Source organism: Microbacterium meiriae, assembly GCF_040702565.1.
GTDB classification, from domain to species: Bacteria; Actinomycetota; Actinomycetes; order Actinomycetales; family Microbacteriaceae; genus Microbacterium; species Microbacterium meiriae.
Genome location: NZ_JBFBLJ010000001.1, coordinates 303,516 through 325,024, shown reverse-complemented (window position 1 = coordinate 325,024; position 21,509 = coordinate 303,516). Strand labels below are relative to the sequence as shown.

At 71.0% G+C, this 21,509-nt stretch carries 19 protein-coding genes and 1 riboswitch; of the genes, 11 read left to right on the top strand and 8 right to left on the bottom strand.

Annotated elements, in window-relative coordinates; translation table 11 throughout:
* Window positions 1-29: 29 nt before the first annotated feature.
* Entirely contained in the window at window positions 30-3,596 is a 3,567-nt protein-coding gene (gene mfd, locus AB0310_RS01535; protein ID WP_366236441.1) for a transcription-repair coupling factor, read from the bottom strand.
* A gap of 142 nt (window positions 3,597-3,738) precedes the next feature.
* On the opposite strand from mfd, the gene AB0310_RS01530 reads away from it, so the two are divergent.
* The 7 genes from AB0310_RS01530 to AB0310_RS01500 all read left to right on the top strand — a co-directional run bounded on the left by AB0310_RS01530 (window position 3,739) and on the right by AB0310_RS01500 (window position 9,428).
* Complete coding sequence (locus tag AB0310_RS01530) at window positions 3,739-4,302, top strand: GNAT family N-acetyltransferase (RefSeq protein ID WP_366236440.1); 564 nt, start codon at window positions 3,739-3,741, stop codon at window positions 4,300-4,302.
* 48 nt (window positions 4,303-4,350) lie between these two features.
* The gene (locus AB0310_RS01525; RefSeq protein WP_366236439.1) at window positions 4,351-5,214 is read left to right on the top strand and encodes an Fpg/Nei family DNA glycosylase; all 864 of its coding nucleotides are present in this window, start codon (window positions 4,351-4,353) and stop codon (window positions 5,212-5,214) included.
* Between the two features lie 66 nt (window positions 5,215-5,280).
* Window positions 5,281-5,425, top strand: a riboswitch (FMN riboswitch).
* 66 nt (window positions 5,426-5,491) lie between these two features.
* Window positions 5,492-6,544, top strand: a complete 1,053-nt coding sequence (gene ribD, locus AB0310_RS01520) for a bifunctional diaminohydroxyphosphoribosylaminopyrimidine deaminase/5-amino-6-(5-phosphoribosylamino)uracil reductase RibD (RefSeq protein ID WP_366236438.1) — start codon at window positions 5,492-5,494, stop codon at window positions 6,542-6,544.
* Window positions 6,544-7,248: a riboflavin synthase gene (locus tag AB0310_RS01515; RefSeq protein ID WP_366236437.1), complete on the top strand. Its 705-nt coding sequence runs from the start codon at window positions 6,544-6,546 to the stop codon at window positions 7,246-7,248. Before ribD ends, AB0310_RS01515 begins: the two co-directional genes overlap by 1 nt.
* On the top strand, window positions 7,245-8,513 hold the full coding sequence (gene ribA / locus AB0310_RS01510; protein ID WP_187663560.1) for a GTP cyclohydrolase II: 1,269 nt from the start codon (window positions 7,245-7,247) through the stop codon (window positions 8,511-8,513). Before AB0310_RS01515 ends, ribA begins: the two co-directional genes overlap by 4 nt.
* Entirely contained in the window at window positions 8,510-8,983 is a 474-nt protein-coding gene (ribH, locus tag AB0310_RS01505) for a 6,7-dimethyl-8-ribityllumazine synthase (RefSeq protein WP_025103903.1), read from the top strand. Before ribA ends, ribH begins: the two co-directional genes overlap by 4 nt.
* An 85-nt stretch (window positions 8,984-9,068) precedes the next feature.
* Window positions 9,069-9,428, top strand: coding sequence for a Fe-S protein (locus tag AB0310_RS01500; protein ID WP_366236436.1), 360 nt, complete (start codon window positions 9,069-9,071; stop codon window positions 9,426-9,428).
* Between the two features lie 8 nt (window positions 9,429-9,436).
* Here AB0310_RS01500 and AB0310_RS01495 read toward each other — a convergent pair whose 3' ends face one another.
* Both AB0310_RS01495 and AB0310_RS01490 read right to left on the bottom strand, forming a co-directional pair.
* On the bottom strand, window positions 9,437-9,940 hold the full coding sequence (locus tag AB0310_RS01495) for a GAF domain-containing protein (protein WP_280615272.1): 504 nt from the start codon (window positions 9,938-9,940) through the stop codon (window positions 9,437-9,439).
* Window positions 9,937-10,434 carry a metallophosphoesterase family protein gene (locus AB0310_RS01490; protein WP_259952106.1) on the bottom strand — a complete coding sequence of 166 codons (498 nt, stop codon included), beginning with the start codon at window positions 10,432-10,434 and terminating at the stop codon, window positions 9,937-9,939. The genes AB0310_RS01495 and AB0310_RS01490 overlap by 4 nt, the downstream gene beginning before the upstream one ends.
* Window positions 10,435-10,578: 144 nt before the next feature.
* Between AB0310_RS01490 and AB0310_RS01485 the strand changes: the two genes are divergently transcribed.
* Window positions 10,579-12,039, top strand: a complete 1,461-nt coding sequence (locus AB0310_RS01485; RefSeq protein ID WP_187663556.1) for an MFS transporter — start codon at window positions 10,579-10,581, stop codon at window positions 12,037-12,039.
* 67 nt (window positions 12,040-12,106) lie between these two features.
* Here the strand turns inward: AB0310_RS01485 and AB0310_RS01480 are convergent, their stop codons facing one another.
* On the bottom strand, window positions 12,107-12,493 hold the full coding sequence (locus tag AB0310_RS01480) for a type II toxin-antitoxin system VapC family toxin (RefSeq protein WP_259952103.1): 387 nt from the start codon (window positions 12,491-12,493) through the stop codon (window positions 12,107-12,109).
* Window positions 12,490-12,735 (bottom strand): FitA-like ribbon-helix-helix domain-containing protein, encoded by a 246-nt coding sequence (locus tag AB0310_RS01475; protein ID WP_259952102.1) that lies wholly within the window; start codon window positions 12,733-12,735, stop codon window positions 12,490-12,492. Before AB0310_RS01475 ends, AB0310_RS01480 begins: the two co-directional genes overlap by 4 nt.
* 119 nt (window positions 12,736-12,854) lie before the next feature.
* Here AB0310_RS01475 and AB0310_RS01470 point away from each other — a divergent pair, with 119 nt between their 5' ends.
* The gene (locus tag AB0310_RS01470) at window positions 12,855-13,061 is read left to right on the top strand and encodes an AsnC family protein (protein WP_187663555.1); all 207 of its coding nucleotides are present in this window, start codon (window positions 12,855-12,857) and stop codon (window positions 13,059-13,061) included.
* A 76-nt stretch (window positions 13,062-13,137) separates the two neighbouring features.
* Complete coding sequence (locus AB0310_RS01465; protein ID WP_259952100.1) at window positions 13,138-15,024, top strand: ABC transporter ATP-binding protein; 1,887 nt, start codon at window positions 13,138-13,140, stop codon at window positions 15,022-15,024.
* 231 nt (window positions 15,025-15,255) lie between these two features.
* Here AB0310_RS01465 and AB0310_RS01460 read toward each other — a convergent pair whose 3' ends face one another.
* Entirely contained in the window at window positions 15,256-17,118 is a 1,863-nt protein-coding gene (locus AB0310_RS01460; protein WP_366236435.1) for a phosphoenolpyruvate carboxykinase (GTP), read from the bottom strand.
* Between the two features lie 109 nt (window positions 17,119-17,227).
* Here AB0310_RS01460 and AB0310_RS01455 point away from each other — a divergent pair, with 109 nt between their 5' ends.
* Window positions 17,228-18,670, top strand: coding sequence for an XRE family transcriptional regulator (locus tag AB0310_RS01455; RefSeq protein ID WP_259952096.1), 1,443 nt, complete (start codon window positions 17,228-17,230; stop codon window positions 18,668-18,670).
* Between the two features lie 92 nt (window positions 18,671-18,762).
* Here AB0310_RS01455 and AB0310_RS01450 read toward each other — a convergent pair whose 3' ends face one another.
* Together AB0310_RS01450 and AB0310_RS01445 are read right to left on the bottom strand one after the other, a co-directional pair.
* A complete protein-coding gene (locus tag AB0310_RS01450) occupies window positions 18,763-19,806 on the bottom strand; it encodes a winged helix DNA-binding domain-containing protein (protein ID WP_366236434.1) in 1,044 nt (347 codons plus the stop codon).
* Between the two features lie 104 nt (window positions 19,807-19,910).
* The gene (locus AB0310_RS01445; protein WP_259952092.1) at window positions 19,911-21,353 is read right to left on the bottom strand and encodes a glyceraldehyde-3-phosphate dehydrogenase; all 1,443 of its coding nucleotides are present in this window, start codon (window positions 21,351-21,353) and stop codon (window positions 19,911-19,913) included.
* Between the last annotated feature and the right edge of the window lie 156 nt (window positions 21,354-21,509).

Below are 21,509 nucleotides of genomic sequence, written 5' to 3'. Positions count from 1 at the left end.
GGCGGAGGCGGCCGCGACCGCCGGCCGGGTCACTCGGGCTTGGCGGGCTCGGGGAAGATGGCGGTGAACAGCTGGTCGACCCAGGCGAGCAGCTCCGCGTCGGGCAGCGGCTCCACGCCCACGCCGACCGCGGCGGGCACCGTGGGCATCGGCACGACGAGAGCCTCCCCGCCGGAGACGAGCTTCGCCTTCGGATAGAGCCGCTGCAGCCGGACCTTGATCGAGTCCTCGAGGCGGGCGGGCGCGAGGCGCAGGTTCGAGCCCATGGCCACGACATCGGTGAGCCCGGCCCTGGCCGCCCGGCGCCGCAGTCGCGCGATCGACACGAGTCCGGTGACCTCGTCCGGCGGCGTGCCGTACCGGTCGACGAGCTCCTCCACCACGAGGTCGATGGCGTCGTCCTTCGCGGTCGCGGCCGAGGCGGCGGAGAGCTTCTGGTACGCCTCGAGCCGGAGGCGTTCGCTGTCGATGTAGTCCTCCGGGATGCGGGCGTCGAGCGGCAGCTCGAGTCGGAGCTCCTGCCCGGTCTCGACCTCCTCGCCCCGGAAGGTCGCGACGGCCTCGCCGATCATGCGCAGGTAGAGGTCGAAGCCGACCCCCGCGATGTGTCCGGCCTGCTCGGCGCCGAGGAGGTTGCCCGCACCGCGCAGCTCGAGGTCCTTGAGGGCGACCTGCATACCGGAGCCGAGGTCGTTGTTGACCGCGATGGTCTGCAGCCGGTCGGCCGCGGTCTCGCTCAGCGGCTTCATGTCGTCGTAGAGGAAGTACGCGTAGGCGCGCTCCCGTCCGCGACCCACGCGTCCGCGGAGCTGGTGGAGCTGGCTCAGACCGTACTTGTCGGCGCGGTCGATGATGATCGTGTTCGCGTTGGAGATGTCGAGGCCGGTCTCGATGATCGTGGTCGACACCAGGACGTCGAACTTGCGCTCCCAGAAGTCGTCGACGACCTGCTCCAGCGCGTGCTCGCCCATCTGGCCGTGCGCGACGGCGATCCGCGCCTCGGGGACCAGCTCGGCGAGCTCCGCGGCGACGCGCTGGATCGACTGCACGCGGTTGTGCACGAAGAAGACCTGGCCTTCGCGAAGGATCTCGCGGCGGATGGCGGCGGCGATCTGCTTGTCGCTGCGGGGGCCGACGAACGAGAGGATCGGGTGCCGATCCTCCGGCGGCGTGGCGAGGGTCGACATCTCGCGGATGCCGGTGACCGCCATCTCCAGGGTGCGCGGGATCGGGGTGGCGCTCATGGCGAGGATGTCGACGTTGGTCTTCATCTTCTTCAGCGCGTCCTTATGCTCGACGCCGAACCGCTGCTCCTCGTCGATGATCATGAGGCCGAGGTCCTTGAACAGCACCTGGTCCGTGAGGATGCGGTGCGTGCCGATCACCATGTCCACGGAGCCGTCGAGCAGGCCCTGCAGGGTGAGCCGCGCCTCCTTGTCGGTCTGGAACCGCGACAGCGGCCGCACCTTGACCGGGAACCCGGCGAAGCGCTCCGTGAACGTCTCGAGGTGCTGCTTCACGAGCAGGGTCGTCGGGACGAGCATGGCCACCTGCTTGCCGTCCTGGATGGCCTTGAACGCCGCCCGGACCGCGACCTCGGTCTTGCCGAAGCCGACGTCGCCCGAGAGCAGCCGGTCCATCGGGATCGGCCGCTCCATGTCGGCCTTGATCTCGTCGATGGTCTGCAGCTGGTCGTGGGTCTCCGCGAACGGGAACGCCTCCTCCAGCTCGCGCTGCCAGGGGGTGTCAGGGCCGAAGGCGTACCCCTTGGCGCTCATCCTGGCGGAGTAGAGCTTGACGAGCTCGACGGCGATGTCGCGGACCGCCTTGCGCGCCTTGCCCTTGGCCTGCGCCCAGTCGCTGCCGCCCATCTTCGACAGCGTCGGGGCCTCGCCGCCGACGTACTTCGACAGGAGGTCGAGCTGGTCGGTGGGCACGTACAGCTTGTCGCCGGGGTAGCCGCGCTTGGACGGCGCGTACTCCAGCACGAGGTAGTCGCGGATCGACTTCGCGGCGTTGCGGCCGCCGGTGGAGACCTCGCGCTGGGTCATCTCGACGAACCGGCCGATGCCGTGCGTGGCGTGCACCACGAAGTCGCCCTGCTTGAGCTGCAGCGGGTCGACGACGTTCTTCCGACGGGACGCGAGCTTCTTGACGACGCGCTGGTCGCCGCCGATCGTGCGGCCGTAGAACTCGTTGTCGGTGAGGACGGCGAGCTTCGCCTCGGGCACCTGGAAGCCGGCCTCGACCCCGCCCACCGTGAGGGTCGCGACCCCCGGGTCCGGTGCGTCCGCGATGGTCTCGACGACCCGGGCCGCGATGCCGCGGTCGGAGAGCACGTCGCGGGCGCGGTCGACGAGGCCGTGACCGGTCGCGAGGACGACCACCCGCCAGCCGTCGGCGACCTTCGCCTCCACGAAGGCGATCGCGCCGTCGACGTTGCCGTGGAAGGAGGGGATGACGGTGGCCGCCTCGACGCTCTCCGCGGTCGCGTCGCCGATCCCGAAAGGGCTCAGGCGCCACCACACGCCGCCGCGGTCGCGGACGACCTCGCGCAGATCGGCGATGGTGAGGAAGTCGCCGGCGCCGAGGTCGATGGGGGCCGAGGCTCCCGAGGTCGCCGCGCTCCAGGCGGCGTCGAGGAACTCGCGGTTCGTCTCGCCGAGGGTGAGGGCGCGGGCGGTCGAGCGCTCCGGGTCGATGACGGCGGTCACCGTGCCGTCGGGCAGGTACTCGACGAGCGACTTGAGGGGGCCGGCGACCGCGGGCAGCAGCGACTCCATGCCCTCGACCGGGATACCCTCGGCCATCTTCTCGAGCATGCCGCTGATGGCGGGGAAGCCCCCGATGAGCGCCCTGGCCCGCTCCCGCACCTCGGCGGTGAGCAGGAGCTCGCGGCTGGGCGGGAGGTCGACGCCTGGCACGTCGCCGGGCAGCGAGCGCTGGTCCGCCACGGAGAACGCGCGGATCTGATCGATCTCGTCGCCGAAGAACTCCACGCGGTACGGGTGTTCGGACGTGGGAGGGAAGACGTCGAGGATGCCGCCGCGGACGGCGAACTCGCCCCGTCGCGACACCATGTCGACGCGGGAGTAGGCCCGTTCCACGAGCTGTTCGGCGACGTGGTCGAGCTCGTTGCCGCGGCTGCCCACCGTCAGCTCCAGCGGCACGATGTCGCCGAGGTTCCCGGCGATGGGCTGGAGCGCGGCGCGCACGGAGGCGACGACCACGAGAGGGCGCTCGCCTCTCCATTCGGCGACGCGGCGCAGGGTCTGCAGTCGCAGGCCGACCGTGTCCGGGCTGGGGCTGAGGCGCTCGTGCGGCAGCGTCTCCCAGGCCGGGAAGGTGAGCACCTCGGCATCCGGGACGTAGGTCTCCAGGGCCTGCGCGACCGATTCCGCGCGGCGCCCCGTGGGCACCACGGCCAGCAGCGCCGCCGGGTGGCCGGCCGCCGCACGCTTGGCGAGCAGACCGGCGAGAACGGGCGCGTCGAGCCCGTCGACCAGGCCGAGGTCGGCGTCGGTGTGCGCCCAGGCGAGAGCGTCACGATACAGAGACGCCTCTTCCAAGGCGCGCAGAATCCCCGGAACAGTCACCGGACAAGCCTAATCGCGCCCACGGACACTGCGGTCGACTCTCCCTGTCCCACCCCTTTCCGTGCCTCCCACCCCGTTACGGACGCGCGGAAGGGGCCGGGGCGGACCGAAGGGGCCGGGTCGGGCGTCTTAGGCTGGAGGGATGCCTCCGGTCACCCTCACCACCGCACGACTCGTCCTCCACGCTCCGACGGAGGCCGACGTCGACGCGATCACCGAGGCCTGCCAGGACCCCGAGATCGGGCGGTGGACGACGGTGCCCTCCCCCTACTTCCGCCAGGACGCGGAGGACTTCGTCGCCCTCGTGGAGCAGTGGTGGGAGGACGGCTCGCAGACCGTCTGGGGTGTCTACGCCGACGACGTCCTCGTGGGCATGGTCGGCCTCCACCACATCGGGGAGCATCCGGCCGGCGGTCATGCCGAGCTCGGCTACTGGGTCGTCGCCGACGCACGCGGCCGCGGCTACCTCGTCGAGGCCGCGCGCGCGGTGCTCGACTGGGGTTTCGCGGAGTTCGGCCTCGCCCGAATCCGCTGGCAGGCCGTCGTGGGCAACGTCCCCTCCGCCCGCGCCGCCCGCGCCCTCGGCTTCCGCTTCGAGGGCACCATGCGTCAGGGCCTCACCAGCCAGCGCGGTCGGGACGACGGCTGGCTCGCGGGGCTGCTGCGCGACGACGACCGGACGCCGGTGGAGTGGCCGGTGCTCTGAGCGCACGCCACGCGTGACAGCGTCGGACCCCGGTGACAGGATGGCTGCATGCCTGAGATGCCGGAGGTCGAAGGACTCGTCGCGTTCCTCAGCGAGCGCACCACCGGACGCACGATCACCCGTGCCTCCGTGGCCGCGATCGCCGCGCTGAAGACCTACGACCCGCCGATCTCGGCGCTGGAAGGCGCGTCGATCACCGGGGCGGAGCGCCGCGGCAAGTTCGTCGTGCTGTCCTGCGGGCCCGAGCTGCACCTCGTCTTCCACCTGGCGAAGGCGGGATGGCTGCGCTGGTACGACACCCTGCCCACCACGCTCCTCAAGCCGGGCAAGTCGCCCATCGCGCTGCGGATCGCCCTCGACGACGGCAGCGGCTTCGACCTGACCGAGGCCGGGACGAAGAAGTCGCTCGCCGTGTACGTCGTCCGCGACCCCGCCGAGGTGCCGGGTATCGCCCGCCTCGGCCCCGATCCGCTCGACCCGTCCTTCACCCGCGACGCCTTCGCCGCGCTGCTCGACGACCGCCGGATGCAGATCAAGGGGCTGCTCCGCGACCAGGGCGTCATCGCGGGTATCGGCAACGCCTACTCCGACGAGATCCTGCATGCAGCCCGCATGTCGCCGTATGCCATCGCCGGCACGCTGGACGACGCCGAGATCGACCGGCTGTTCGCGGCGATGCAGGAGACCCTCGCCGAGGCCGTCGCTGCTGCCGCGGGCAAACCTCCGGCCGACCTCAAGGACGCCAAGCGCCGCGGCATGCGGGTGCACGCCCGCCGGGGCGAGGCGTGTCCGGTCTGCGGCGACGAGGTGCGCAGCGTCTTCTTCGCCGACCGCTCGCTGGAGTACTGCCCCACCTGTCAGACCGGCGGCAAGATCCTCGCCGACCGGCGGCTGTCCCGCCTGCTCAAGTGAGGGCCGGGCACGGCCCCTGCCACGGAATGAAACGGGCGCAGACGCGTTGAGTACACTCAGAGCAGCAACGTGCTCCGGGGTCGGTGGGAATCCGAACCGGCGGTGACAGTCCGCGAGCGTTCCGAGTGATCGGGATGCCGATCCGGTGGAATTCCGGAACCGACGGTGATGCGAGGGACACCTCGCTAGTCCGGAAGGGAGGCAGCACGAGGCGCACGCGCGTGCGTCCGTTCCGCCAGCCTGCAGCGACCCCGAGCCGCAGAGAGGACGACGACGGATGGCAGTGACCGCGACAGAGCGCCGTGCGATGGATCGTGCGCTCGCCCTCGCGACCCGCGGCCCGCGCGGGGTCAACCCGCAGGTGGGCGCCGTGATCCTCTCCCCCGACGGCGAGGTGCTGGCCGAGGGCTGGCATCGGGGCTCCGGCACCCCGCACGCCGAGGTCGACGCCCTCTCGAAGCTCGCGCCGGGCGCTGCACGGGGCGCGACGGCGATCGTGACGCTGGAACCCTGCAATCACACCGGTCGCACCGGCCCCTGCGCGCTCGCGCTCATCGAGGCCGGCGTGACGCGGGTCGTCTACGCGCTCGACGACCCCGGTGAGGTCTCCGGCGGCGGCGCGGAGCGGCTGCGCGCCGCGGGCGTGAGCGTGGAGTCCGGCGAGCGCGCCACCGAGGCCCGCGCCGTGATCGGCGACTGGCTCACCGCGTCGCGCCTCGGCCGTCCGCACGTGACCGTCAAGTGGGCGCAGAGCCTCGACGGCAGGGCTGCGGCGGACGACGGTTCCAGTCAGTGGATCACCGGCCCGGAGGCCCGCGCCGACGTGCACCGGCGACGCGCCCAGGCCGACGCGATCGCGGTGGGTACCGGCACCGTGCTCGCCGACGACCCCGCGCTCACCGCCCGCGCCGGCGACGACCTCCTGCCGCACCAGCCCGTCCCGGTCGTGATCGGCACCAGCGCCACCCCTGCGGATGCGGCGGTGCATCGTCATCCGCACACGCCGCTGTTCTTCGACACGCACGACCTGTCGGCGGTCCTCGCCGAGCTGCACGCGCGCGGCATCCAGACGCTGTTCGTGGAGGGCGGCCCGACGCTCGCCAGCGCGTTCCTCTCCGCCGGGCTCGCGGACCGCGTGCTCGCATACGTCGCCCCCGTCCTGCTCGGCGGGAGCCGCCTGGCCGTGACCGACATCGGTGTCCGCTCGATCGACCAGGCACATCGCCTCGTCGTGGACGAGTGGCTGCCGTTGGGTGCAGACCTGCTCGCGATCGCGCATCCTGCGGACGACCCGGACCGCACCGGCCCGGAGAAGGAGGGAACCCTCTGATGTTCACCGGAATCATCGAGGAGATCGGCGAGATCACCGCCATCGCGGAGTCGGGCGAGGGCTGGCGCCTCACGGTGCGCGCCCCGATGGCCGCTGCCGACGCCGTGCACGGCGAGTCGATCGCGGTCTCCGGCGTCTGCCTGACCGTCGTCGGCTCCACCGCCGAGACCTTCGACGCCGACGTCATGAAGCAGACGCTCGACGTCGCGGCCCTCGGCGCGGCGACCGTCGGCACCAGGGTCAACATCGAGAAGGCGATGCCCGTGGGGGCGCGGCTCGGCGGGCACATCGTGCAGGGCCACGTCGACGGCACCGGCACCGTGCTCGAGGTGCGCCCCGGCGCGCAGTGGAGCGTCCTGCGCATCAGCCTTCCCGACGACCTCGCGCCGCTCGTCGTCGACAAGGGCTCCATCTCCGTCGACGGCACGTCGCTGACGGTGAGCGCAGTGAGCCCTCCGACCCCTTCGACAGGCTCAGGGACCCAGGAGGGCTCAGGAACCCGGGAGGGCTCAGGGACCCAGGAGGGCTCGGGCACCGGGGGCGGGCACTGGTTCGAGGTGTCGCTCATCCCGGAGACCCTGGCGGCGACCACCCTCGGCACCCGCGCGGTCGGCGACCGCGTGAACCTCGAGACCGACATCCTCGCGCGGCACGTCGAGCGACTGCTCGCATTCCGCGCCGCACCGGAAGGGGGCTCGCGATGAGCCTGGCAACCATCCCCGAAGCCCTGGAGGCGCTGCGCGCAGGACGCCCCGTGCTCGTGGCCGACGACGAGAATCGGGAGAACGAGGGCGACGTCGTCCTCTCCGCCGAACTCGCCACACCCGAGTGGGTCGCCTGGACCGTGCGCTGGTCCTCCGGGTTCATCTGCGCGCCGATGCCCACCGACCTCGCGGACAGCCTCAACCTCCCGCCGATGGTCGCGGCCAGCGAAGACGCGCGCTCCACCGCATACACCGTCAGCGTCGACGCCGCGGAAGGGGTGACGACCGGGATCAGCGCCAGCGACCGCGCCCGCACCCTCAACGTGCTGGCGAACCCCGACTCGACGGCGACGAGCATCATCCGCCCCGGCCATGTGCTCCCGCTCCGGGCCGTGGACGGCGGCGTGCGCGAGCGCAGCGGTCACACCGAGGCCGCGGTCGAGCTCATGAAGCTCGCCGGCCTCCGGCCCGTCGGCGCGATCGCGGAGGTCGTCGCCGAGGACGGCAGCATGATGCGGCTTCCCGGGCTCCTCGAACTCGGCGCCCGCGACGGCGTGCCGGTCATCACGATCGAGCAGCTCATCGCACACCTCAACGAGATCGACCCGGAGGGGGCGACCCCGGCCGCCCAGCGCGGTCGCCGGGTGAGCCTCCGTGCTGACGCCACCGTGCCCACCGACCACGGCACGTTCCGCTTCCTGGCCTACAAGGACCGCGTCACCGGCACCGACCACATCGCGGTCGTATCGGGCGAGCCGACCGAGACCGCCCTCGTGCGCGTGCACTCGGAGTGCCTGACCGGCGAGGCGTTCGGGTCCCAGAAGTGCGAGTGCGGCCCGCAGCTGGATGCCGCGCTGGACGCCATCGACCGCGAAGGCGGCATCGTCATCTACATGCGGGGACACGAGGGCCGGGGCATCGGTCTCATCAACAAGCTGCGCGCCTACAGCCTGCAGGAGGACGGCCTGGACACCGTCGATGCGAACCTGGCACTGGGCCTCCCGGCGGACGCCCGCGACTACGCGGCAGCGGCCGGGATCCTCACCGATCTGGGGGTCTCGAAGGTCCGTTTGCTCACCAACAACACCGACAAGGTGAACAAGCTGCGTGAGCTCGGCCTCGACGTCGTCGAGCAGGTGCCGCTGATCGTGGGCGTGGGTCCGAACAACCACCAGTACCTGGAGACCAAGCGCGACCGCATGGGCCACATCATCGGCGAAGCAGAGCTCGCCGAGGCCCTCGCGGCAGGAAAGGACGAGGAATGAGCGGCGCCGGAGCACCCAAGACGGGGAACATCGACGGGCGAGGGCTGGAGGTCGTCGTGATCGCCGGCACCTGGCACGAGGTGATCTCGAACGGCCTGATCGCCGGCGCCCAGCGGGTGCTCGACGAGGCCGGAGCGACGCATCGCCTGGTGCGGGTGCCCGGCTCGTTCGAGCTCGCCGTGGCCGCGCAGGCCGCCTTCGCGGGCGGTGCGGACGCGGTGGTCGCCCTCGGGGTCATCATCCGCGGCGGCACGCCGCACTTCGAGTACGTCTCGGCCGCGGCGACCGACGGCCTCACCCGTGTCTCCCTCGATGCCGGCAAGCCGGTCGGGTTCGGGCTGCTCACGCTCGACGACGAGAAGCAGGGACTGGACCGCGCAGGCCTGGAGGGCTCGAAGGAGGACAAGGGCGCGGAGGCCGCGGACGCGGCGCTGCGCACCGCCCTCGTGATCCGCGAGCTCCGCGGCTGATTCCCTCCGCCTCGCGCCCGATCGCGGGCGCGAGGTCAGGCGTGCCTTGGTGGCGCGGAATGCCGCGCTCTCGTACGGTGAGGGCATGGAGACCCTGCGCCACATCGTGCTCTTCGTCCACCTCATCGGCTTCGCCCTGCTCTTCGGGGCCTGGGCGGCGCAGGCGTTCGGCGGCAAGCGGGTGTTCACGCGTCTGATGACCATCGGCATGACGATCGCCGCGGTCGCCGGCCTCGCCCTCTCCGCCCCGTGGGGCCTCCCGGAGGGCGTCGAGATGAACTACGCCAAGATCGGCACGAAGCTCGTCATCCTCCTCGTGATCGGCGCCCTGCTCGGCATCGGCACGGCGCGCCAGAAGCGCGACCAGGTCGTGCCGCCCGCGATCTTCTGGCTCGTGGGCATCCTCACGGCCGTGAACGCCGCCATCGCCGCGATCTGGCGCTGACGCGCGGATCAGCGCCGGCTGCGCTCCCAGAGCGCGGATGACTGCTCCCCGGCCCCATCCGTACGGATGCGCTGGCCGTTGCGTCCCCCGCGGGCGAACGTGGCGGTGACGCCCGGCGGGACGTCGGAAGCCGCCACCGGGCTCGACGACCAGGTGCAGGCGCGCACGTGCACGAGGTCTGCCGCCACCGCGGCCGGATCGTCGTCGTAGCGCCACGGTCCCGTCAGCCGCCCGAGCCAGAAGAGTCCGTCGACGTCCCTGGTCCAGACGAGGGTTCCCGTCGGAAGCGCCGCGAAGCGCTCCAGCCGCCGCGCGGCCCGCTCTCCATGGCGGGCGTCGACGGCGGCGAGCGCCGCAGTCAGAGAGCCGGGCGTGCTGTCGAGCCGCCCACCCATGCCGCAGACGCCCTCGGCGAGCGCACGCTCGACCGCGACTCCCGGCGCGACGGCATCGTCGCGAGAGCGCATCGGTGCGCGGTAGGCGAGCGGTTCGCCGGGGCCATCGTCCGTCATGGGAGCGGCACGAGGGTCGCCTCGACATCGCGCCCGTCGACCACGACGCGCATCATCGTGTGCACGGGCTGTCGACGCCGGTCGGTCGGAGAGCCCGGGTTGAGCAGCCGCAGACCGTTCGGCGTGACGGTGTCCCAGGGGATGTGCGAGTGTCCGAAGATCAGCACGTCGACATCGGGGAAGGCGAGATCCATCCGCTTCTCCCGCCCGGTCGCGGCGCCCGTCTCGTGGATGACGGCGACGGCGGTGTCCTCCACGGTGAACCGCGCGATCTCCGGCAGCACCCGGCGGATCTCGGGGCCGTCGTTGTTGCCGTGCACACCGTGGAGCACGCGCGCGCGGGACTGGAGCAGCTCGACGGTGGGGAGATCGACCCAGTCCCCCGCGTGCACGACGACGTCGGCCTCGTCGATGGCCTGCAGCACCGCGTCCGGCAGCCGCTTCGCCCGCTTCGGGACGTGCGTATCGGCGAGGAGCAGCATCCGTGTCGTCATGATCCCCCTCCGGCCGGTCTCCCCCGACTCTACGCGCGGGCACCGACGCCCTCGACCCGGTCCGTCATCAACGTCCAGGGAACTCCCAGGAAGGCGTAGACTCGCCCGAGTCCGTCGGTATACCGGCGGAGGATCGGAGACCCCTTGAGCACCGCCACCACCCCCGCGAACCCCCGCTCGCGCGTCATCACCGCGAGCCTCGTCGGCACCACCATCGAGTTCTACGACTTCTACGTCTATGCGACGGCAGCCGTGCTCGTCTTCCCCACACTCTTCTTCCCGAGCACGAACGACACCGCGTCGCTGCTGTCGTCGTTCGCCGTCTTCGGCGCGGCCATGGTCGCCCGCCCGATCGGCGCCGTCGTCTTCGGGCACTTCGGCGACAAGTTCGGGCGCAAGGCGACCCTCGTCGCCTCGCTCCTCACCATGGGCATCGCGACGTTCGTGATCGGCCTCCTGCCCACGTTCCAGCAGATCGGCTGGGTCGCCCCGCTGCTCCTGCTGATCCTCCGTCTCGCCCAGGGCTTCGCGCTGGGCGGCGAGTGGTCGGGCGCGGCGCTCGTGGCCACCGAGAACGCCCCGAAGGGCAAGCGCGCCTGGTACGGCTCGTTCCCGCAGCTCGGCGCACCGCTCGGCTTCATCATCGCGAACGGCATCTTCCTCGCTATCAACTTCGCCCTCCCGCACCCGGAGGACTCGGCGCTGAAGTCGGAGGCCTTCCTCTCCTGGGGCTGGCGCGTGCCGTTCCTGTTCTCCGCCGTCATGGTCATCATCGGTCTGTGGGTGCGGCTCCGCCTCGTCGAGTCGGACACGTTCAAGAAGGCGGAGAAGACCGGCGCGATCCGCAAGCTCCCGCTCGCGACCGTGTTCCGGCACCACTGGAAGCAGCTCATCCTCGGCACGTTCATCATGCTGGCGACGTACGTGCTGTTCTACCTGATGACGAACTTCACGCTCACCTACGGCACGAAGGCCGCCGACCTCGAGACCGCGTCGGCCGCCGCCCGCGCTGCGGCCGAGGCGACCGGCAAGGACTTCGACCCGAGTGTGTTCGCGGCGCAGTTCTACCCGGGCCTCGGCTTCGGCTACACCGACTTCGTACTCATGCAGATCATCGGCGTCGTGTTCTTCGGCATCTTCACATTGCTGTCCGGACCGATCGCCGACGCCATCGGGCGCCGCAAGCTGCTGCTGTGGGTCACCGGACTCATCGTCGTCTTCGGTCTGTCGTTCAACCTCTTCCTGCTGCCGCAGGCCGACCCGAAGTTCACCGGGGCCCTCACCCAGGCTTTCCTCGTGTTCGGCTTCATGCTCATGGGCACGACGTTCGGGCCGATGGGGGCGCTCCTGCCGGAGCTGTTCCCGACGAACGTGCGTTACTCCGGTTCGGCGATCGCGTACAACGTGTCGTCGATCCTCGGTGCGGCCGTGGCGCCGTTCATCGCGGTGGCCCTGTGGGCGGCGGTCGGCGGCGAGCCCTGGCTCGTGGGACTGTACCTGTCGTCGATGGCGGTGCTGACCTTCATCGCGCTCATCTTCACTCCCGAGACGAAGGACCACGACTACGAGGACGACCTCGGTCTCGCCTCCGCCGTCGAGCTCTAGAACCGACCGAGCGGAACGGCTGCACTCCCTCGGGGGTGCAGCCGTTCTCGTCTTCCTGGTCAGACGCTCACAGCACCACGACATCGCAGTACCGGGTCGCCGTCTTCGCCAGCCGGCGATCGGCCGTGAGCAGTGGGACGTCGAGGGCCTCCGCGAGCGCGACATAACCGGCGTCGTACGCGGAGACGTCCTCGCGCAGCGACCAGATCCGCGGGATGAGCCGACGCAGCGGATGGCGGGTGATCTGCAGCGCCGCGAACGCCTCGAGGGCCTCACGAGCAGCATGCGCCGGCACCGAATTCCGCATCGTGAGGCGTCGGAGCACGGAGAGGACCTCGATGTCGAGGCCCGCGTGCGCATGGAACCCCTCGCCGTGCGTCCAGACCTCCTCGCCGAGCAGTGCCTCGATCGCCGCCGAGGCATCGAGCACGACCGCCTCGGACGTCCCGCTCACTCCCGCTCGTCCCGTTCACGATCACGGGCGGCGAGGATGCTCTCGCGCGTCAGAGAGACGCCGGCCGCGCGCGCTCGTGCTCGCGACGCCTCGAGGATCTCGGCATTGCTGCGGTAGCGGACGAGGTCTTCCAACTCGCGCGCTACGTAGTCCGACAGGCTCATGCGCTCCGCCGCGGCACGCTCCTTGAGCCGGGCATGCACGTCATCGGGCAGGTTCCTCACTTGCAGCATGCGAGCCATCCTGTCAGCATCGCATGCGCCACACATGCGGACAAGGGCGCCCCTGTGGACAACGCGCACGTCAACACTTCTTGACACCGGCCCAAGCGTCAACGAACATTGACGCGAAGGAGGTCTCCATGTCTCACCCCACCACCATCGCCGCGGCCGAGGGCGGCGAACCCCTCGCCGAGCTCCACCGCCTGGCGGCGCTGCGCAAGGAACTCGCGCGCGCCGAAGAGGCCCAGGTCCGTCGCGCTCGCACGAGCGGCTACTCGTGGCAGGCGATCGCGAGTGCGCTCGGTGTCACCAAGCAGGCGGCACATCGCCGTTTCGGTCGCACCTGAGCCCATACAGCCACCCCATAGGAAATGACCGCGCCCCGAGTACGGTCGAAGTACCATCTCCAGATCGAGGTCCCCCATGTCCCGCACGGCGACAGCACGCCGACGCGGACGGGGCGCACCGGCCGACGGGCCGCGCGCCACCTTCCGCCAGCTCCTCCCCTTCCTCTTCGAGCACAAGCGCACGCTCGTCGTCGTCGCCGTCCTCAGCGTGTTCGGCGCCGCGACCTCGCTCGTGCAGCCCCTCCTCGTAGGACAGGTCATCGAGGCCGTGCAAGCCGACGGCACGATCGGCGTCCTCGTGTGGCTGCTCGTCGGTTTCGTGATCGTGTCGTCGATCATCTCCGGGTTCCAGCACTATCTGCTGCAGCGCACCGGCACCGCGGTCGTCTACTCGAGCCGCCGCAAGCTCATCGCCCGCATCCTGCACCTGCCGACGTCCGAGTTCGACGCACGGCGCACCGGCGATCTCGTCTCCCGCGTCGGCACCGACACCACGCTCCTCTACGCCGTCCTCACGCAGGGGCTCGCCGACGCCGTCGGCAACGTCGTGCTCTTCGCGGGCGCGCTCATCGCGATGCTGCTCATCGACCCCGTTCTGCTCCTGCTCATCGTCCTGGTCATCGGCGTCTCCGTCGTGGTCGTCGTCGCCCTCAGCGGCCGGATCCGGACGGCGTCCACGGCCCAGCAGGAGAAGGTCGGCGAGCTGGCCTCGGGCGTGGAGCGGGCCGTCGGCTCCATCCGCACCATCCGCGCCTCCGGTGCGACCGAACGCGAGACCGCGGCGGTGACGGAGCGGGCCTCCGAGGCGTACGGCATCGGCGTGCGGATCGCGAAGATCTCCTCGCTCGTGGTGCCGGTCGCCGGCATCGCCCTCCAGCTCTCCCTCCTCGTCGTGCTCGGCGTGGGCGGCTTCCGCGTCGCGGCCGGAGCCATCTCGATCGCGGCCCTCATCTCGTTCGTGATGTTCCTCTTCCTGCTGGTGATGCCGCTCGCCTCGACGTTCGGCGCGATCACCTCCGTCAACCAGGCCCTCGGCGCGCTCGGCCGCATCCAGGAGGTGCTCGACCTGCCCACCGAGACCCGGGACGACGCGGCCACCGCCGCGGCCCTGCCCCGTGACGAGGAACCGGCTCCGGACGCCCCCGCTCTGGAGTTCCGCGACGTGCGCTTCCGCTACCCGGAGAACGTCGTCGCCGCCCGCCGTGCCGCCGCGAGGGAGGCGCAGACCCTGCTCGCCGATGCGCACCTGGAGCAGGCCGAGGCCGCACCCGACCCCCAGGACCACGAGGTGCTCCGCGGGGTGTCGTTCGCGGTCCCTCGTGGGGCACGCGTGGCGCTGGTCGGTCCGAGCGGAGCGGGGAAGAGCACGATCCTCTCCCTCATCGAGCGCTTCTACGACCCGACGGGCGGATCCATCCGGTTGAAGGGGCACGACACCCGCACCTATCCGCGGGACGAGCTCCGCGCCCACTTCGGCTACGTCGAGCAGGACGCTCCGACGCTGGCCGGCACCCTCGCCGAGAACCTGCGGCTCGCCTCCCCCGACGCCACGGACGCGGACTGCGAGCGCGTGCTCCGCGCCGTGAACCTCGGCGACGTGCTGGAACGGAACCCGCTCGGCGTCGACGCTCCCGTCGGCGAGGACGGCGTGATGCTCTCCGGCGGCGAGCGGCAGCGGCTCGCGATCGCCCGGGCGCTCCTCACCGACGCCCCGATCCTGCTGCTGGACGAGTCGACCTCCTCGCTCGACGGCGTGAACGAGCAGCGCATGCGCGAGGCCATCGATGCGGTCGCCACAGACCGCACGCTCGTCGTGATCGCCCATCGTCTGTCCACCGTCGTCGACAGCGACCTCATCGTGGTGCTGCAGGACGGCGTGGTCGTGGGACAGGGCACCCACGCCGAGCTCGTGGAGTCGACCCCGCTCTACCGCGACCTCGCCCGCCACCAGCTCCTCGCCTGACCCTCCCTGTACACCGCCGAGACCCCGGCTTTCTGCCGAGACCCCGCCTTCCGCACGTATGCGGGGCGGGGTCTCGACGCGAAACCGGGGTCTCGGCGGGAGTGGGCACACGAAGGCGGGGCGTCGGAGACCACTCAGCCATGGGTTCGTCTCTGATGCCCCGCCTTCGCGGGTAGGGCTCGGCCTGAGGCCGAGGGTGCCGGCTCCCCCGAACCGGCACCGGTCTGGGGGCTACGCCTTCGCGAGGCGGTAGCGCAGCGACGCGAGCTCCGTGCGGAGGGCCGCGGGCACCCGGTCGCCGAAGGTGTCGTAGAACTCCTCCGTGAGGTCGGCCTCGGCCTTCCACGCCTCGGGGTCGACGGAGAAGAGCTCGTCGAGGTCTTCCGCGGGGATGTCGAGCCCGTCGAGGTTGAGGTCCTCCACGCGCGGCAGGCGTCCGATCGGGCTGTCCACCGCCGGCACGTCACCGGCCACGCGGCGGATGATCCAGTCGACGACGCGGGAGTTGTCGCCGAACCCGGGCCAGAGGAACCGGCCGTCCGCTCCGCGACGGAACCAGTTCACCTGGAAGATGCGCGGCGCGCGGTCGAAGCGCAGGCCCCGGCCGACCTTGAGCCAGTGACCGAAGTAGTCGGCCATGTTGTAGCCGCAGAACGGCAGCATCGCGAAGGGGTCGCGGCGCAGCTCGCCGACCGTGCCCTCGGCCGCCGCCGTGCGCTCGGAGGAGATGTTCGAGCCGAGGAAGACGCCGTGCGTCCAGTCGGTGGCCTCGACCACGAGCGGCACGTTGCTCGCGCGGCGTCCGCCGAAGAGGATGATGTCGAGCGGCACAGCCTCCTCCCAGTCCTCGGAGATCTGCGGGCACTGAGCCGCCGACACGGTGAAGCGCGAGTTGGGGTGCGCCGCGGGACGACCGGAGTCGGGCGTCCAGTCGTTGCCCTCCCAGTCGATGAGGTTCGCGGGCGCCTCGTCGGTCAGGCCCTCCCACCACACGTCGCCGTCCGGGCGGAGCGCCACGTTCGTGAAGATGGTGTTGCCCCAGAGCGTCTCGACCGCGGTGACGTTGGTCGACTCACCCGTGCCGGGCGCGACGCCGAAGAAGCCGGCCTCGGGGTTGATCGCCCAGAGGCGTCCGTCCTCGCCGGGGCGGATCCAGGCGATGTCGTCGCCGAGGGTCTCGACCTTCCAGCCCGGGATCGTCGGGCGGAGCATCGCGAGGTTGGTCTTGCCGCAGGCCGATGGGAACGCGGCAGCCACATGGTACGCCGTGCCCTGCGGGTCGATCACGCGGATGAGGAGCATGTGCTCGGCGAGCCAGCCCTCATCACGCGCGATCACGGAGGCGATGCGCAGCGCGAAGCACTTCTTCGCCAGGATGGCGTTGCCACCGTAGCCCGAGCCGTACGAGTAGACCTCGAGCGTCTCCGGGAAGTGCACGATGTACTTGTCGTCGTTGCAGGGCCACTCGACGTCCGGTTCGCCGGCCTCCAGCGGAGCACCGACGGAGTGCACCGTCTTGACCCACGGCGCGCCCTCGGCGATCTGGCGGGTGACCTCGTCGCCCACGCGGGTCATGATGCCGATCGACGCGACGGCGTAGGCGCTGTCGGTGATCTGCACGCCGATGTGCGACAGGGGGCCGCCGACGCGACCCATCGAGAACGGCACGACGTACATCGTGCGGCCGCGCATCGAGCCCTCGAAGATCTCGTCCATCTTCGCGTGCATCTCTTCCGGGTCGCCCCAGTTGTTGGTGGGCCCGGCGTCGTCCTCGCGCTCCGAGGCGATGAAGGTGCGGGCTTCGGTGCGGGCGACGTCGCTGGGGTGCGAGCGCGCCAGGTACGAGCCGGGGCGCCACTCGGGGTTCAGCTTGATGAGCTTGCCCTCGTCGACGAGTCCGCGCAGCAGCCAGTCGTTCTCGGCGCGCGAGCCGTCCACCCAGTGCACGGCGTCCGGCTGCGTGAGCACGCGGATCTCTTCCACCCAGGCGGCGAGCTCGGCCATTGCGGGGGTGTCGTAGGAGGGGGCGGTGCCGAACGTGCGCGTCGGGGTGACAGGGGACGTGCGAGGGGTGAGGACTTCGGCCATGGCCATGACTGCTCCTTCGAAGTGTGGGGCGTTGCTTCCATCTTCTTCGCCCTTGACGCGGACTTTCGGCCAAATCGAACGATAAGAATCACGGTTCTTTCGCTAGACTCAAACAATGGCGTCCTCCGGCATCCACCTCACGACCCTCGGCCACCGCATCCGGCACCGCCGCCTGGAGAAGGGGTACACGCTCGACGAGCTCGGCGCCCTCGTCGGCGTCGCCGGCTCCCAGCTCAGCCTCATCGAGAACGGCAAGCGCGAGCCCAAGCTCTCCCTCCTCCAGGCGATCGCGCAGGCCACCGGCACCGAGGTGACCGACCTCATCTCCGGCGAGCCGCCGAACCGGCGCGCGGCCCTGGAGATCGAGCTGGAGCGGGCCCAGGAGAGCCCGGTGTTCCGTCAGCTCGGGGTCTCCCCGGTCCGCGTCACGAAGGGCATGAGCGACGAGACCATCGAGTCCATCCTCGGGCTGCACCGCGAGCTGCAGCGCCGCGAGCGCGAGGCCATCGCGACACCGGAGGAGGCCCGTCGCGCCAACACGGAGCTGCGCCTGCGGATGCGCGCGCAGAGCAACTACCTCCCCGACATCGAGAAGCTCGCGGAGAAGCAGCTCAAGGCGGCGGGCCATTCGCAGGGTGCCCTGACCCACCGCACCGTGAGCATCATGGCCGAGAAGCTCGGCTTCGAGCTCATCTACGTCAACGATCTGCCGCACTCGACGCGCTCGGTCACCGATCTCGAGAACGGCCGCATCTACCTGCCCCCCGCCTCGATCCCCGGTGGACACGGCCTGCGGTCGATGGCACTGCAGGCCATGGCGCATCGACTGCTCGGGCACACGCCGCCGACGGACTACGCCGACTTCCTGCAGCAGCGGTTGGAGATCAACTACTTCGCCGCGTGCTGCCTGATGCCGGAGACCGCCGCGGTGGCCTTCCTGCAGCAGGCGAAGAAGGACCGCAACCTCGCGGTGGAGGACTTCCGCGACGGGTTCGGCGTGACGCACGAAGCGGCCGGCATGCGCATGACGAACCTGCTCACGCAGCACCTCGGCATGTCGCTGCACTTCCTGCGCGTCGACTCGACCGGAGCCATCACGCGCGTCTACGAGAACGACGACCTGCCCCTGCCGATGGACGTGACGGGAGCGGTGGAGGGGCAGCGCGTGTGCCGGAAGTTCCAGGCCCGCTCCGCCTTCACGGAGCAGAACCGCACCGTCGAGCACCACCAGTACACGGACACCCCGTCCGGCACGTTCTGGTGCTCCACGCAGACCGGGTCGTCGAGCGAGGGCGAGTTCTCCGTCACGGTCGGCGTGCCGTTCGACGACGCCCGGTGGTGGCGGGGACGCGAGACGAACGACAGGGCGGTGTCGACCTGCCCCGACGAGGCGTGCTGCCGCCGCCCGTCGGCCGAGCTCACGGAGCGCTGGAAGGGACGGGCGTGGCCGAGCGCCCGCGTGCACACCCACATGTTCTCGCCGCTCCCCCGCGGCATGTTCCCCGGCGTGGACGACAACGAGGTCTACAACTTCCTCGGCCGCCACGCCAGTGAGTGACCCGCCGACCCACCCCCTTGCGTGCGCCCCGGCCCGCTACGCGCGGGCGTAGGGGGCCGGGAGGCACGGAAAGGGGTGGGTCGACGAGGGGCTCAGGCGATGAAGGCCGCGAAGCGGGCGAGTGCGGCGGTGACGGCGGCGGGGTCTTCGGGGGGCTCGAAGAGAGTGGGAGGAGTGGTGTGGGCGGCGGCGGCGTGGGTCCAGCAGCCGATCACGCGGCCGTGCTCCACCACGGTCGCCCGGACCATCCCGTTCTTCCCCGGTCCCACGGCGGCGAGGTGTTCCGGAGCGCACACGACGGTGCGGTCGGCATAGGAGATGTAGAACTCGTCGAAGGCACCGAGGGCGAAGACGGACGGCCGGCCCGCCGCACGTCGAGGCGTGGTACTCCCGACGAAGACCCCCTCCTCGACCTCGGTCACCCGGGTCGCCGCGCGCTCCGCCGCCTCCCGGGACCGCCCGAGCGTCAGGCCCGACCACCACGCGAAGTCCGCGACCCCGGCGGGCCCGTGTCCTTCGACGTAGCGGACGAACAGCTCGGCCAGCGGGTCGTCCGGGCGGGCGTGGTCGCGGATGTGGTCCGCTGCGAGCACGAACCGCTGCTCCCGCGTGATGCCCTCCCGCGGCACGACCGGCCCCTGCACGAGCACGCCGGAGACCGTCATCGCGAACAGCAGGTGGATGCCGCGCTGCCCCGAGGGGTCGATGCCGATGCCCTCGAGCACCGCGAAGATCTCGCTCCGGGTGAGGCCGCCGTCACGGAGCCGCGGCGTGAGCTCCCGGACGACCGCGTCGATCATGGCGTCGTCGATGCCGAGCTGCCGCTGTCGGGAGGCCGCCTGCTGCTGCTGTCGTGCGGCCGTGACCTCCAGCACCCACCCGAGATCGCGCGCGGGGATCGTGTGGAGCGTCCCCCGCATGGTCCAGGCCCGGACGAGGTCCCCGCGGTCGAACGCGGCATCGACGTCGCGGAGGCGTACGTCGCCCTTCGTCCGCACAGCCAGCGCCCACCGTCCGGCGGTGAGATCCTGGCTCTGCACCGCGAGCAGCCGTCCCGCTGCCCCCGCCACGTCCGCCTCCGGCGCGGTCAGCCCCTGCCACCGCAGCCGCTCCTCCCGCCACTGTGAGGTCTTCATGCCCCTCATCATGCCGCGACCCACCCCCTTTCGCGTGCCCCGGCCCCGTGCGTGCGGACGCAGGGGGCCGGGTCGAGCGGAAGGGGGTGGGTCGACGGGAGAGGTCAGAGGGTGACTTCGCGGCGGGTGGGGAGGACGACGGGATGCGAGCCCGCCATGGTCTCCAGCACCCGGATGACCTGGCAGGAGTATCCGAACTCGTTGTCGTACCAGACGTAGAGGATGAGGGTGTCCTCGTCGGCGATCGTGGCCAGACCGTCGACGATGCCGGCGCGGTGCGAGCCGACGAAGTCCGTCGAGACCACCTCGGGGCTCTCCACGTAGTCGATCTGCTGCCGGAGCTTCGAGTGCAGCGACACCCGGCGCAGGTAGTCGTTGACCTGGTCCTTGGTGGCGGGGCGCTCCAGCGTGAGGTGCAGCACCGCGAGCGAGACGTCCGGCGTGGGGACGCGGATCGCACTGCCCGTGAGCTTGCCCTCCAGCTGCGGGAGGGCCTTGGCCACGGCCTTCGCCGCCCCGGTCTCGGTGATCACCATGTTCAGCACGGCGGAGCGGCCGCGGCGGTCGCCCTTGTGGAAGTTGTCGATGAGGTTCTGGTCGTTCGTGAACGAGTGCACGGTCTCGACGTGGCCCTTCACGACGCCGTAGGCCTCGTCGATCGCGGCGAGCACCGGGGTGATGGCGTTGGTCGTGCACGACGCCGCGGAGACGATGCGGTCTTCCTCGGTGATCGTGTCGTCATTGATGCCCTGCACGATGTTCTTCAGCGGGCCCTTACCGGGGGCGGTCAGCAGCACGCGGGCGACGCCCTTCGCACGGAGGTGCTGGGAGAGTCCGGCCTCGTCGCGCCAGCGGCCCGTGTTGTCGACGACGATCGCGTCATCGATGCCGTAGGCGGTGTAGTCGACCGCCGCCGGGTCGTCGGAGTAGATGACCTGGATGCGCGTGCCGTTCGCGATGATCTGCTCGGCCTCTTCATCCACCGTGACCGAGCCCGCGAAGCGGCCGTGCACCGAGTCCCGCAGCAGCAGCGACGCGCGCTTGACGAGGTCGTTCTCGGAGCCGCGGCGCACGACGATGGCGCGGAGCCGGAGTCCGCTCCCGCCGCCGGTGTGCGCGATGAGGATGCGGGCCAGCAGCCGGCCGATGCGCCCGAAGCCGTAGAGCACCACGTCGGTCGGCGGCGCCGGGACCGCGCCGACGGCCGGGGCCAGGGTCTCGGCCAGGTACTCCTCGAGCGGGCGGCCGCTCTCCGCGTGCCCCTCCACGAGGCGGGCCACGTCGATCGACGAGGCGCCGGGGGCGAGAGCGTGGATGCCTTCGAGCACCGCCAGGCTGTCCTCGACCTCGAGGCGCTCGTGGCCGAGCTGGGCCACGCGCTCGTGCACCTCGACGAGGCCGGTGGCCGAGAGGCCGAGCAGGCGGTGGCCGTGCAGCGAGGTGACCACGTCGCGCTCGCGCTTGAGAGCCCCGATGAGCGGGATCATCCGCTCCGCCAGCTCTTCGCTCGCCGTCCATTCGTCGCGGTGTGCCGCGGAATCGTTCATCTGCGTCCTTGCATGTGTGAGCGCGCGCCGAGGTCGCCGGCGCGCGCGAGGTTGCCGGGGTGTTCGGGGGATGACTCCAGGGTACAAGCCGCGGAACCGCGCGCCGAATCGGTCGGCGCGGGACATCCCGAGTGCGCGGGTTTTACGTCTACACTG

Coding starts and splice junctions, on each gene's coding strand:
- ribH (WP_025103903.1), top strand. CDS start 8,510: ATGAGCGGCGCCGGAGCACCCAAGACGGGGAACATCGACGGGCGAGGG.
- AB0310_RS01495 (WP_280615272.1), bottom strand. CDS start 9,940: ATGACGGACGATGGCCCCGGCGAACCGCTCGCCTACCGCGCACCGATG.
- AB0310_RS01500 (WP_366236436.1), top strand. CDS start 9,069: ATGGAGACCCTGCGCCACATCGTGCTCTTCGTCCACCTCATCGGCTTC.
- AB0310_RS01530 (WP_366236440.1), top strand. CDS start 3,739: ATGCCTCCGGTCACCCTCACCACCGCACGACTCGTCCTCCACGCTCCG.
- AB0310_RS01445 (WP_259952092.1), bottom strand. CDS start 21,353: ATGAACGATTCCGCGGCACACCGCGACGAATGGACGGCGAGCGAAGAG.
- AB0310_RS01515 (WP_366236437.1), top strand. CDS start 6,544: ATGTTCACCGGAATCATCGAGGAGATCGGCGAGATCACCGCCATCGCG.
- AB0310_RS01455 (WP_259952096.1), top strand. CDS start 17,228: ATGGCGTCCTCCGGCATCCACCTCACGACCCTCGGCCACCGCATCCGG.
- AB0310_RS01490 (WP_259952106.1), bottom strand. CDS start 10,434: ATGACGACACGGATGCTGCTCCTCGCCGATACGCACGTCCCGAAGCGG.
- AB0310_RS01470 (WP_187663555.1), top strand. CDS start 12,855: ATGTCTCACCCCACCACCATCGCCGCGGCCGAGGGCGGCGAACCCCTC.
- ribA (WP_187663560.1), top strand. CDS start 7,245: ATGAGCCTGGCAACCATCCCCGAAGCCCTGGAGGCGCTGCGCGCAGGA.
- AB0310_RS01460 (WP_366236435.1), bottom strand. CDS start 17,118: ATGGCCATGGCCGAAGTCCTCACCCCTCGCACGTCCCCTGTCACCCCG.
- AB0310_RS01450 (WP_366236434.1), bottom strand. CDS start 19,806: ATGAAGACCTCACAGTGGCGGGAGGAGCGGCTGCGGTGGCAGGGGCTG.
- ribD (WP_366236438.1), top strand. CDS start 5,492: ATGGCAGTGACCGCGACAGAGCGCCGTGCGATGGATCGTGCGCTCGCC.
- AB0310_RS01525 (WP_366236439.1), top strand. CDS start 4,351: ATGCCTGAGATGCCGGAGGTCGAAGGACTCGTCGCGTTCCTCAGCGAG.
- AB0310_RS01465 (WP_259952100.1), top strand. CDS start 13,138: ATGTCCCGCACGGCGACAGCACGCCGACGCGGACGGGGCGCACCGGCC.
- AB0310_RS01475 (WP_259952102.1), bottom strand. CDS start 12,735: ATGGCTCGCATGCTGCAAGTGAGGAACCTGCCCGATGACGTGCATGCC.